The following is a 12,125-nucleotide window of genomic DNA, read 5'->3' on the forward strand; positions in this document are numbered from 1 at the left end:
CCGGCCAGACACTTCCGAAAGGAGCCCTGCAGCAGGGGCATTGAGAGTTCAATGGAAAAGACCCCCTTCTTGCTCTTCCTCTGTATCGCAATAATCGCCCTATTTGCAGCAAACCCAGGCTTCAGAAAGGATAAAGAAGCAAACAGCTGTGAGATCTCCTGTTACCAGTATGGTCAACTGCACTCGGCGTTGAGCCTCTTCCCGGAGATTGCAGACACAGCCAGACGCGATCTGACTGGGGAGTACGTCAGCATCTCGCAATACAACGAGATCATGCGCAAGGTGGACCTCGCCAAACTGAAGCAGGCAAGAAGGATGTCTGCTCAGACAGAGTTGGCATTGACTGAGAAACGCCTCGCAAAAAATTGATAGTTTTTTATTGAATATTTTTAACTATACGTTATTATTTTGTCTGAGTGCGTCCCCCAAAGACCGTACTTCATGCAGTGCCGCTTACTTCGACCTTCGAGGTCCTAAATCCACACACCCAAAGGAGACGTCATGAGCATCAAGATCCGCAGCATCATCCTCGCAGCAACGGCGATAGCCGCGTTCGCAGCCCCGGTACTGGCAGAAAGCACCAACTGCACGGTGACCGCGCCCGAAATCCGCCTGCGCAAGAGCCCCAGCAAGAAGGCAAAAGTGGTGGCGGTCCTCAAGAAGGAAACCAAGGTAAGCGCAGAGAAGTGCTCAGGAGGCTGGGTAAAGGTTTCCTCCGAGGACGGCAAGTTGGCAGGCTACGTCGGAGGCTGGGCCCTTGCCGCGGCTCCCGTCATGGTGGCGTCCCTCGAACCGGTCGCGGTCTCCGCACCCGCCCCGGCCGCCGAACCGGTAAAGGAAGTCCCTTCCAACGAAAAGCTCGCCATGCAGATCACCGACCTGCGCCTGAAGATGCTCACCGTTGAGAGGGACGTGGCGATGATGCGCAAGGACATCAAAAAGATCAAGGTAGCCATGAAGCACAAAAAGTAAGGCAGCGGGGGACCGGGTACGGTCCCCCTTCCTCCCCCGGCTCCATCCCTTTCTCCCCCTCACTTTCCCCGACTGAATAACTAAAGATTGATCTCCCGCGGCCGATAAGGTGGCAATCGACCACTCAAGGCACAGGAGATAGCATGAAACGTTTCACCTCGAAGCGGTTATCCACCAAGTTTTTCGGCGCCATGATCGTCCTCAATCTCCTCACCACGACGGCCTTCACGGTACACACCTATTATGCGGAGAAGAAGGAGATCCTGGGGGACATCGACCGGGAACTGCGCACCTGCGTCGAAGGCGTGCGCATGGTCGCGGATGGATACCACGCCAGGATGGCAACCACCCCACCTACCCCCGCCGAGTTCCAGGCACTGAGCGACCGTCTCACCACCTACGCAAACGGGGCCGGCCTCAACTACATCTACACGATGGTGAAAAAGGACGGCAAGATCGTGTTCTCCTCCTCCAGTTACACGCGCGAGGAAAAGGAAAAGGGAGAACAGAGCAAGCTCTTTGATACCTATGAGGACGCAAGCGCGGGACTAAAGGCGGCATTTGACGACGGCAAGCCGCACTACGACCAGTATTCCGACAAGTGGGGCGTCTTCCGTTCCCTGTTCGTCCCGGCGCGCGGTGCGGACGGCACCGAGTACGTGATGGGGGCGGACATCTCGATGAAGCGCATCGATTCGGCCCTGCGCGGTGTGCTGGTGAACTGCCTGGTGATCGCGCTCATCGTGTTCGTGATAGGCGGGGCGGTCATGCTGGTATTGGTGCGGTCGGTGCAGCGGACCGTCGGCGAGTTGGCCCGCGGCGTCAACCTGATCGCGAAGGGAAACCTCGGGACGTACATCGACCACGAAGGTGACGACGAGCTCGGCATGCTGGCCCACGACATGAACCGCATGGCAGCCCAACTAAAGGACGTGGTAGCCGAGGTGAGAAATTCGGCCGAGGAGGTGGCGATGGCCTCGAGCCGGCTATCGGACACCGCGGCGGTGATGGCGGACGGCGCGGACAAGGTGCATGGACAGATCGGCTCGGTCGCCACGGCAGGCGAGGAGATGGCAACGACCTCCGGCGAGATCGCGTACAACTGCGCCGGGGCCGCGGAGCTCGCACGCCGGGCGAACACGACCGCCTCGTCGGGTGCGGGGGTTGTCGCCGGCGCCATCGAGGCGATGCAGCATATCGCGGAGCGTGTAAAGGAATCTGCGCAGACGGTTGGCGGGCTCGGGGTGCGCTCGGAGCAGATCGGCGAGATCCTCGGAACCATCGAGGACATCGCCGACCAGACGAACCTCCTGGCGCTGAACGCCGCCATCGAGGCGGCGCGTGCCGGCGAACAGGGACGCGGCTTCGCAGTGGTTGCCGACGAGGTGCGCGCTCTTGCCGAGCGCACCACCCGCGCCACGAAGGAAATCGCGGAGATGATCAAGGTGATCCAGCAGGAAACGAGGACCGCGGTGAGCTCGATGGAGGCCGGGGTGGCCGAGGTGGAGAAAGGAAGCGCCGAGGCCGGGAAGTCGCAGCAGGCCTTGCGCGAGATCATGGAGTGCATCGGTGAGGTGACCCAGCAGATCAACCAGGTGGCCACCGCGGCGGAAGAGCAAACTGCGACCACGCGCGAGATATCCGGCAACATGCAGCAGATCACCTACGTGGTGCAGCAGACGACCCAGGCAGCCCACGACTCGGCGGAAGCGGCGGAACAACTGAGCCAGAATGCCACGCAACTGCAGTCGAGGGTCCGGCAGTTCCAGACCGACTGACCCCTAATCTCACCCTATCCGCCCCATCTGCCGACCTTCTTTCCCGGCCGGCGTTCAGCGCCGCGTCGGGCGGAGGTCGGCAGCAGCGCGAGGTAGATGGTCACGCAGGCGGCGACGGATAGGAGCACGATTCTCAGCCAGATTCGGTCCACGAACAGGAAGGTGGTAACGGGAAACGAGATCCAGATCGCGCCGATGGCGAGGCACTTGGCGCGCAGCGGGATCGAGCCGTGCAGCAGGTACTCCTTTAGCATCGGCCCGAAGTGCTTGTGTTCCACAAGCCAGGTATGGAATCGTTCGGAACTGCGTGAAAAGCATATGACCGCGACCAGCAGGAAGGGGATACTCGGGACCAGTGGAAGAAAAAGCCCGACAACGCCACCGGCGAGGGAGAGAAGCCCGGTGCCGATGAGCAGGTAACGCAGCCACTCGCTCTTGACCAGCCTGATCTTCAGATGACGGTGTTTCATCCGACGTGCGTGCCCCCCGCTCCAAGCTTTGCATTTCATCCAGACTAATTGTAAGCGATCCCATCTCGTTTTAACATCCGGAATCCCCGATCGGCGGCCGCAACTTATCCTGGAGCCCCAGCCGTACCGCCGCAGGGGGCGCAGCGCGCAGGTCTCCCCCACCATTTCCGCCAAAGCTACCCGCCGCATCCACCTTCCGCCCGCCATAATGAAAACTGCGGAGTTGACTCCTCATGGGACGTTCTGCGAGAATCACCAGATGGACGTTTTCGCGATCATAGCAGAGAGAAGGATCAGGGAAGCCATGGAGCGCGGCGAGTTCAACAACCTCGCGGGGCACGGTAAGCCTTTGGTGATGGAGGACCTCTCCGCCGTCCCGGAGGAGCTGCGCATGGCTTACAAGGTGCTGAAGAACGCCGGTTGCGTCCCTCCGGAAGTCGAACTCAGCAACGAGGTCGCTTCACTTAGAAGACTCGTCCTGGAAATGGAGGAGAGCGAGGAACGGATGAAGAAGGTGCGGGAGCTGAACTTCAAGCTCATGAAGCTCGAGATGACCCGTAAGCGTCCGCTTTCGCTCGATCTCTTGCCGGAGTACCAGGGTAAGCTCCTCGACCGGCTCGGGGATGGCTGAACCATCGAAGTATCCATATAATCCTTGAAATGATGCATCCCATCCGGTATGGTGCCCGTGACCAACCAACCACAACCGATACGCAAAGGAAATTGCATGGAAAAACTTGACGAGGCGCTGGTCAACCTGCGCCAGAACTTAAGGGACGGCAAGAAGCAGTCCGAGTTTTACGACCTCTTCCTGAACTCTGCTTTTTTCGTCCCCATCCTCAAAGATAATGAACAGGCGGAAAAGGCCGGCGGGGTACTGCCGCTTATCACCGAGGCGGACGGCAAGGACTACCTGATGCTTTTCAGCACCCTGGAGCGCCTCCAGGCCTGGGACGCCGAGACGCCGCACATAGAGGTCCCCGGCCACCTGCTCGCACTGAGCACCACCCCTCCACTGCACTGGGCCCTGAACGTCGGCACCGAATATTCCAAGGAGTTCCACCCCGAGGAGATCGCCTGGCTCAGGGACTCCGTCGAACGCTGCAACACCGAGGCCGCCGAGGCTGCCGGGGTACGCCAATCCTGATGAAAGTTAAGGGCGGGGTCCCGTCCTTAGAAGAAGATCACATGAACCAGACCATCCATCTCATATATTTCTCCCCGACCGGGACCACGCGCAAAACGGTGACCTCAATCGCGCAAGGGCTCGGTACGGGGAAGGTCGTCCATCACGATCTCACCCGGGTACGGGAAGGGATCGAACTCGCCCTGGACGAAGGAATCGCCGTCATCGGCTTCCCGGTCTACGCCGGGAGGGTGCCCGAGCTCTTCCTGCAGCGCATCGAGCGGCTGCAGGGCGCGGGCGTGCCCGTCATCATCGCCGCCGTTTACGGCAACCGGGCCTTCGAGGATGCCCTCCTCGAGATGGCCGACGTCTGCCGCGCCAAGGGCTTCAGCGTATCAGCCGCAGGAGCATTCATCGGCGAACACTCCTATGCAACCAACTCCCAACCGGTCGCCTTGGGGCGCCCGGACCGCGACGACCTTGACCGGGCCGTCGAGTTCGGCACCCTTGCCTCACGCGCCGCGGCCGATCCCTCACGGCATGAACCGCAAGTCCCCGGAGCTTTTCCGTACAAGGAAAGACCGCCGCTAGGCGGTGCTGCTCCCGATACCGATGAAGGTCTCTGCACCCTCTGCGGCGCCTGCGCCGAGGTTTGCCCGACCTTCGTCATAGAGGTAGGCGATGCCGTCAGGACCAACGCGGCCGCCTGCATCAAGTGCTGCGCCTGCACAAGGGTCTGTCCCGCCGGTGCACGGACCATGAACCACCCGTCGGTTGCGGAGAGGCGACAGATGCTTGTCGACAATTGTTCGCGCCGCAAGGAACCGGAATTTTTCCTGTAACCACAAGCAAGGGGACAGGCACTTCGGAGCCAGTCCCCTTATGATCCCATCCCTTACGCCTTCCACCTCGCCCGCTTTGCTCATCACCCGCCCATCTGTTTGATTTACTCCCAACTGGTGCGATAATCATCCCTTGCTGCCCACTCTGCACCAGAGCCAGATACAGAGACACCGGCATCCAGGCCGCACTGTCTCGACACATCTGCGGCGGGGATTTCTTTGAAACAGCGCGGATACTCATACAGCATTCCTCTCGCGTTGATCGTTGCCATTGCAGCGGTGTGGCTATTGGTAAACGTATCAAGTGATGACTCACTCGCTCGACTGCGCCATGCCGGGACCATCCGGATCGGTTATGCAGTGGAAGCTCCCTACGCCTTCGTCACCCAAGACGGCACGGTGACCGGGGAATCACCAGAAATTGCGAGACACATCGCCAAGGCCATCGGTATTGACCAGATTACCTGGCGCCAGGCCGAGTTCGGGTCCCTTATTGCCGAGTTGGAAGCCGGCCGCATCGACGTCGTGGCAGCAGGCATGTTCATCACGCCGGAAAGAAAAATGCAGGTTGCCTTTTCCACGCCAACCTTCCAGGTAAGGCCGGGGCTTTTGGTTCCTGCCGGCAATCCCCTCCGACTCCACTCCTACAAGGAGCTTGCAACACATGACGTAACCGTCGCCGTCCTCAGCGGTTCGGTTGAAGAAAACACCTTGCGCCGCCTTGGCGTTTCCGCAGGAAGGCTCCTTGCCGTTCCCGATACACGCACCGGTCTTGCCGCAGTTACGTCGGGCCTCGCCGCAGGGATGGCAATTTCATCTCCTACGGCACGGTGGCTCGCCATGCACTCCAAGGAGCAGGTCGAAGCGGCAGAGGCGCCCGCAACGGTGGATAGCGAATCGCTTGGCCTTGGCGCCTTCGCCTTCAGGAAAGAGGACCGGGAGTTGCTGGAGGCCTGGAACAGGGCGCTTGACGGTTATATCGGCACCAAAGAACATCTCGCCCTGGTCTCACGCTTTGGTTTCACCGCGGATGAACTCCCCACCACGACAAAGGGAAAATCGGAGCCGAGGCCATGACGGCCGCACCTCTGCATCAGCGCATCCGCTCCCATTCTTGGCTGTCGGTCGGGAGCGCCGTCCTCCTCTCCATCCTCGTCTGCACCACCGTGTACTGGCTCGACCTTCAACAACGACACACCCTGCGCGCCGCCCTGACCGAGGTGGAAGACCTGCGCGAGGCCCGCATCGACCTCTGCAAGGGGTTTCTGCACCTGACGCTCGCCGGTCAGCCCGGTTCCTCCTTCGGTCAAGCAGAGGGGCTTGCCCTGCTGCGCCAGTCCATCTCGTCCCTCGACCGCGCCGCCATGCGGCTCGGCGCCGACCAGAATGATGCCGCCGCTTCTTTCAACGACAGCGTCAGCAGGTTTGAGACCCTCCTGGCAAGGTGGCAAAAAGGAGGAACGGCACGTGCCGCCGATGAGGTGGCGCTGCGGGTCTCGTTCCAGCAACTGGAGCTGCAGGCAAACGAAATAGATACCCTTTCGCAGAAAAGGCTTAGGAGGATATCGCAGCAACTGGACCGCCGCTTCGGCTGGACGATTTTTGCCGCGGCGCTTTTTTTGTCCGCCCTTTGCGGCGTGGTGTACCAAGCTGGACGGGCGCGGGATCGTCTCTACGCCTCCTCGCGCGAGAGCGAGAACCGCTTCCGCACGATCTTCGAGAGGACGACGTCGGGTTACTCGTTGTCGACGACTGACGAGGTGCTGCTGATGGTGAATGACGCGTTCGCCCAGATGCTCGGCTACGAGCCGGAGGAACTGCCGGGACACCCGCTGTCGAGCTTCATGCATGCGGACGACTTCGCACAGTTCCTGGAACAGAGACGGCTGACCGTGAACGGTAAACAGGAGTCATTCCGGTTTGAAGCCCGCTACCTGCATCGAGACGGTGCGGTCGTCTGGGGCATCGGAAGTTCCAGCTTGCTCAGGGACGCCGCCGGTGCGCCGCTCTATTTCATCACAAGCGTCATGGACATGACTGAACGCAGAAAAGCCGAGCTCGCCCTCAGGGAAAGCGAGAGCAGACTGCGCTTCGCCTTGGAGGGGACCAACGACGGGCTGTGGGACATCGATATGGTGACCGGCGCAACGTACCTGAGCCCCAGAGGGTGGGAGATCCTGGGTTACGCCCCCGGAGAGGGAGAGCTTTTACGACCGGTGTGGACCGACCTGCTGCACCCCGACGATCTCCCACGCACCCGTGAGCTCTTGCAGGCGCATATGGAAGGCGAAACCGAGATCTTCGAAATGGAGCAGCGCCTTCTCACGAAGTCAGGCGACTGGAAATGGGTGCTCACCAGGGGGAAGGTGGTGTTGCGTAACGAGATGAACGCCGCGCTGCGGATGACCGGAACCCACACCGACCTTACCATCCAGAAGAAGCTGGAAGAGCAAATCCTGCAGGCACAGAAAATGGAGGCAATCGGCCGGCTGGCGGGCGGCATCGCCCATGATTTCAACAATATGCTGCTTGTCATCATGGGGTTTGCAGAAATGTCGTTGCACGAACTGGGCGACGACAAGCATACGGTATCGGGCATGCTGAACGAGATAGTCAAGGCAGCCGAGCGTTCGGCGAACCTGACCCAGCAACTCCTGGCGTTTGCCCGGCGGCAGAAAGTTTCCCCGAAGGTGGTCGACCTCAACGATCAGATAGGCGACACCATCGCGATGCTAAAGCGCCTGATCGGCGAAGAGACCGAACTGGTGTGGCTCCCGCAAAAAGAAGTATGGCCGGTGCTCATGGACCCGTCGCAGTTGAACCAGCTCCTTGCCAACCTCTGTGTCAACGCGAGGGATGCTATAGCGGGCTCGGGCAAAGTGGTCATAGAAACCGCCAACATCTCCCTCGACCGGACCTACTGCCAGGAACACCCTGACTTTCATCCCGGCGATTACGTGAGTCTCACGGTTACCGACAACGGGTGTGGAATGGAAAAGGAGACGGTCGAGAAGATCTTTGAACCGTTCTTCACGACGAAGGGGCCGGGTATGGGAACGGGGCTTGGGCTCTCCACCGTCTACGGCATAGTCAAGCAGAACCAGGGGACCATCCACGTGTACAGCGAACCGGGCCAAGGTACAAGTTTCGCCATTTATCTGCCGCGCCATGGCGGAGAAAATATGCCGGTCGAAGCAGAAGCAAGCGAGGAGCCCCAGCAGGGGAACGAGGAGACGATTCTCGTAGTGGAAGATGAGCCAGAGATCCTGCGGATGACAACCGACATGCTCAAACTGCAGGGATACCGCACTCTCGCAGCTTCATCCCCTGAGGAGGCGCTCAAGGCCGCCGAGCAGCACCCGGGAGAGATCGACCTTCTGTTAACCGACGTCATCATGCCAGGTATGAACGGCCGGGCCCTTGCCGACCGGTTGCTCACCGCGCGGCCCGGTTTGAAATGCCTTTACATGTCCGGATACACCGCCGATGCGATCTCTCAGCACGGCGTTCTCGACCCCGATGTGAAGTACATCCAGAAACCGTTCAATATGAAGGCGCTGGCCCGCAAGGTAAGAGAAGTCCTGAGCCAACCGTAGCCTTACCAACGAAAAAAGGCAGCCTCATCGGCTGCCTCTCCTCGATCCTAACTCAAGTCGCACTTATCGCGGCCGCGGCACCACGACCGCTTTAACCCCTGCCCTCTCCAGTTCACCTGCACTTCTCGCAGCGGCTTCCTCGCTTTCGAAAGAACCGGCGCTAAGTTGCAAGGTCGGGACCTGAACCGACAGCTGCCTCAGCTCCGTGGTGATGCCGAAGCGGGCCAGGCGCACCTGTTCCTCGATGGCGCTCGACTTGTCGAAGTAAGAGCCCGCGTAGAGGTTGAATTTCCCCCGGCGATCCTGAAGGATGAAACAGTCCCCCTTCGCCTTGCGCAGCTTCTGTATCATATGGTCCGCCGCCTTCTTCTCGGTGTACTCGGCGACGTGGATCCGGCTCATGTGTTCTTTTTTCTTGGGACCAGGCACTACAACCGGCACCATCCCTGCTTTCCTGATCTTCTTCTTTATCTCGATCATGTCCCTTTTGAGGACGAAAGAGCCGAAATCGAGGGTGTATGCCGCAACAGCCGACTCGGGCCCAGCAACAGCCACAGGTGCGGCCACGGCAACAGGAGGTGCTGTAGGAGGCTCGGGAATTGCTGCCAAGACAGGGTCCTCCATGGGAACTGCAGGGGGTGCAGCCTTTGCTGCTTCCGCCTGAGCCATGGCCTCAGCCTTCGCCTTCTCAGCTTTTGCCTGCTCTATCCTTGCCTGCTCTGCCTTTGCTACCGCCTCGGCTTTTGCTGCCGCTTCGGCTTTCTCTTTTTCGATTCTCGCCTGTTCAGCCTTAGCAGCCGCTTCAGCCTTGGCAGCCGCTTCAGCCTTGGCAGCCGCTTCAGCCTTGGCAGCCGCTTCAGCCTTGGCAGCCGCTTCAGCCTTGGCCGTCGCTTCAGCCTTAGCCTTCTCGGCTTTTTCCTGCTCGATTCTTGCCTGTTCAGCTTTTGCGGCTGACTCAGCCTTCGCTGCAGCTTCGGCTTTCTCTTTCTCGATTCTCGCCTGTTCAGCCTTGGCCGCTGCTTCAGCCTTAGTCGCAGCCTCAGCCTTAGCTTTCTCCGCTTTGGCCTGTTCGATCCTTGCCTGCTCTGCCTTTGCAGTCGCCTCAGCTTTTGCTGCAGCTTCGGTTTTCTCTTTCTCTACTCTCGCCTGTTCAGCCTTGGCCGCTGCGTCAGCCTTAGCGGCAGCCTCGGCCTTAGCCATCTCAGCTTTAGCCTGCTCGATCCTTGCATGTTCTGCCTTTGCAGTCGCCTCAGCTTTAGCCGCCGCTTCGGCTTTCTCTTTCTCTACTCTCGCCTGTTCAGCCTTGGCCGCTGCGTCAGCCTTAGCGGCAGCCTCGGCCTTAGCCATCTCAGCTTTAGCCTGCTCGATCCTTGCCTGTTCCGCCTTTGCGGCAGCCTCTGCTTTAGCCGCCGCTTCGGCTTTCTCTTTCTCTATTCTCGCCTGCTCAGCCTTGGCCGCTGCTTCAGCATTGGCCGCAGCCTCGGCCTTAGCCTGCTCAGCTTTGGCTTGTTCGATCCTTGCCTTTTCTGCCTTTGCGGCAGCCTCTGCTTTAGCCGCCGCTTCGGCTTTCTCTTTCTCTATTCTCGCCTGCTCAGCCTTGGCCGCTGCTTCAGCTTTGGCCGCAGCCTCGGCCTTAGCCTTCTCAGCTTTAGCCTGCTCGATCCTTGCCTGTTCTGCCTTTGCGGCAGCCTCTGCTTTTGGCGCCGCTTCGGCCTTGGATTTCTCAGCCTTTGCCTGCTCCGCCTTGGCAGCCACTTCGGCCCTGGCTTTCTCGTACCTGGCCTGTTCCGCTTTGGCCATCGCGGCTTTTGCGGCGGCCTCAGCTTTGGCTTCAGCCTCAGCCCTTGCGTTATCGTCCCTTCTCTGTTCCGCCGACACAAGACCGCCAACTCCCAGAAGTGCCCCCTCGACTGGTGCTTTCAAGGAAGAAACGGCAACGGCTTCGGGAACAGCCGGAACAGCTAATTTAGCCGCGCCGGCAGCCGATGGCTGTACTTTGGCCACAGGCTTCGGAGCTTCCTGCGGTTCCGCAAGCCTGGGCGGCTCCTGCTGCGCCCTCTCTTGAACGATCTTCAAGACGTCAGGATCGAGTTTTTCGGCAGCCTTCGGGTAATCCTTCAGCAGCGTGTTAACGGTGCGGACGGCCTTCTCTTCGCGTGAAGTCGCCGTGTAGCATTTCACCAGCATTAGGAGTACCTCCTCGCGCTGGGGCGTCTTCGGGTATTTCTTCAGGATCCTTTCCAGCCAGGTCGAGGCGTAGTAGTACCCCTTTTCCTGATAGTGGTTCTTCGCCTGGGCAAACATCGCCGCTTCATCTGTTTCAGAAAAGGCAGCGGAAGGGAAAGTCAAACATGCCAGCACAACAGCCATTAAAAGAATGCGAACAACGCTCATTCAAGACCTCACCTTGCAATAAATTCTCTGGATATGCCCGAGTCTTAGACTGAAACCGGAAACCGCCATGAATTGGCGAAAGATTAATTTAGCGAAGAAATAAAGTCAAAGAATATTTATAAGGATTCTATGACAGAAGAGGTGTGGCGCCTCCAGCCTGCACCATGAAATTTCTCAAGGTGACACCTCGGTTTCTTCCTGTAGAATCATCCGGTATGAGAGATATCGACTGCTGGCATGAAGAGGAGTTTCGCCGCCTGGTGACGGAGAAGGTGGTGCGGCTACTGGATGGCACTCCGACAGAAGCCTCCCTGGCTGCCGCCGTTTCGTGCTGCGCCGAGGGCGCCGAAGCGATCTGCAGCGACCGCCCCATGGCCTGCACCGCGGGCTGTCCCTACTGCTGCGTCTTGAACGTCGCCGTGTTGCTTCCGGAGGCGATGCGCATCGCACAAAGACTGGCAGAACAGACTGCTCCGAGGGAACTGGACGAACTGCGCAAACGGCTTGCACAGCACCGCTCATGGACGCGATGGATGGACGACGAAGAGCGGATACTGAAGAGGATGTCCTGCCCGCTGCTGGATCAGTACGGCGCCTGCAGCGTTCACCCGGTACGCCCGCTCGCCTGCCGCGCCATAACGTCTCTGGACAGCGAAAGCTGTCGCGAAGCATTCGCCCCGGTGGTAAGTGACGAAGACCGCCTGGTGCCTACCGACTTATTACGCAAGGCGGCTTATGATGCCGCCTTCACCTCGCTTGCCGCGGGACTTCTTTCATGCGGTCTTGACGACCGCAGCATCGAGCTTGGAACCGGGGTCATTGCCTTTCTCGAACACCCGGAGTACCGGGAGCTGTTTCTAGGCGGAGGAAAGCTCCCGGAAGACCTGTGGCGATAAAAAAAGGGATCAGCCTTTCCGGCTGATCCCTTCTCGTTTCCTTGCATATCC

General features: G+C 59.6%; 11 protein-coding genes. 9 read left to right on the forward strand and 2 right to left on the reverse strand.

The window, feature by feature from the left end; translation table 11 throughout:
• Positions 1 to 51: 51 nt before the first annotated feature.
• From E8L22_RS14690 to E8L22_RS14700, 3 genes are all read left to right on the forward strand, one after another.
• Complete coding sequence (locus E8L22_RS14690) at positions 52 to 369, forward strand: hypothetical protein (protein ID WP_136525868.1); 318 nt, start codon at positions 52 to 54, stop codon at positions 367 to 369.
• Positions 370 to 501: 132 nt separating this feature from the next.
• On the forward strand, positions 502 to 972 hold the full coding sequence (locus tag E8L22_RS14695; RefSeq protein WP_136525869.1) for an SH3 domain-containing protein: 471 nt from the start codon (positions 502 to 504) through the stop codon (positions 970 to 972).
• 143 nt (positions 973 to 1,115) lie between these two features.
• A complete protein-coding gene (locus tag E8L22_RS14700; RefSeq protein WP_198420163.1) occupies positions 1,116 to 2,750 on the forward strand; it encodes a methyl-accepting chemotaxis protein in 1,635 nt (544 codons plus the stop codon).
• 14 nt (positions 2,751 to 2,764) lie between these two features.
• Here the strand turns inward: E8L22_RS14700 and E8L22_RS14705 are convergent, their stop codons facing one another.
• Positions 2,765 to 3,220: a YbaN family protein gene (locus tag E8L22_RS14705; RefSeq protein WP_136525870.1), complete on the reverse strand. Its 456-nt coding sequence runs from the start codon at positions 3,218 to 3,220 to the stop codon at positions 2,765 to 2,767.
• Between the two features lie 259 nt (positions 3,221 to 3,479).
• On the opposite strand from E8L22_RS14705, the gene E8L22_RS14710 reads away from it, so the two are divergent.
• From E8L22_RS14710 to E8L22_RS14730, 5 genes are all read left to right on the forward strand, one after another.
• Positions 3,480 to 3,851 carry a DnaJ family domain-containing protein gene (locus E8L22_RS14710; protein WP_136525871.1) on the forward strand — a complete coding sequence of 124 codons (372 nt, stop codon included), beginning with the start codon at positions 3,480 to 3,482 and terminating at the stop codon, positions 3,849 to 3,851.
• Positions 3,852 to 3,947: 96 nt separating this feature from the next.
• Positions 3,948 to 4,367, forward strand: coding sequence for an SseB family protein (locus E8L22_RS14715; RefSeq protein ID WP_136525872.1), 420 nt, complete (start codon positions 3,948 to 3,950; stop codon positions 4,365 to 4,367).
• A 41-nt stretch (positions 4,368 to 4,408) separates the two neighbouring features.
• Complete coding sequence (locus E8L22_RS14720) at positions 4,409 to 5,188, forward strand: 4Fe-4S binding protein (protein ID WP_136525873.1); 780 nt, start codon at positions 4,409 to 4,411, stop codon at positions 5,186 to 5,188.
• Positions 5,189 to 5,407: 219 nt separating this feature from the next.
• Positions 5,408 to 6,265, forward strand: a complete 858-nt coding sequence (gene ehuB, locus E8L22_RS14725; RefSeq protein ID WP_136525874.1) for an ectoine/hydroxyectoine ABC transporter substrate-binding protein EhuB — start codon at positions 5,408 to 5,410, stop codon at positions 6,263 to 6,265.
• Entirely contained in the window at positions 6,262 to 8,784 is a 2,523-nt protein-coding gene (locus E8L22_RS14730) for a hybrid sensor histidine kinase/response regulator (RefSeq protein WP_136525875.1), read from the forward strand. The genes ehuB and E8L22_RS14730 overlap by 4 nt, the downstream gene beginning before the upstream one ends.
• A 63-nt stretch (positions 8,785 to 8,847) precedes the next feature.
• Here the strand turns inward: E8L22_RS14730 and E8L22_RS14735 are convergent, their stop codons facing one another.
• Entirely contained in the window at positions 8,848 to 11,178 is a 2,331-nt protein-coding gene (locus E8L22_RS14735) for a tetratricopeptide repeat protein (RefSeq protein WP_136525876.1), read from the reverse strand.
• Between the two features lie 215 nt (positions 11,179 to 11,393).
• Between E8L22_RS14735 and E8L22_RS14740 the strand changes: the two genes are divergently transcribed.
• On the forward strand, positions 11,394 to 12,074 hold the full coding sequence (locus E8L22_RS14740) for a YkgJ family cysteine cluster protein (RefSeq protein ID WP_136525877.1): 681 nt from the start codon (positions 11,394 to 11,396) through the stop codon (positions 12,072 to 12,074).
• Positions 12,075 to 12,125: the final 51 nt, after the last annotated feature.

Origin of the sequence: Geomonas ferrireducens, from assembly GCF_004917065.1 — a bacterium.
GTDB lineage: Bacteria > Desulfobacterota > Desulfuromonadia > Geobacterales > Geobacteraceae > Geomonas > Geomonas ferrireducens.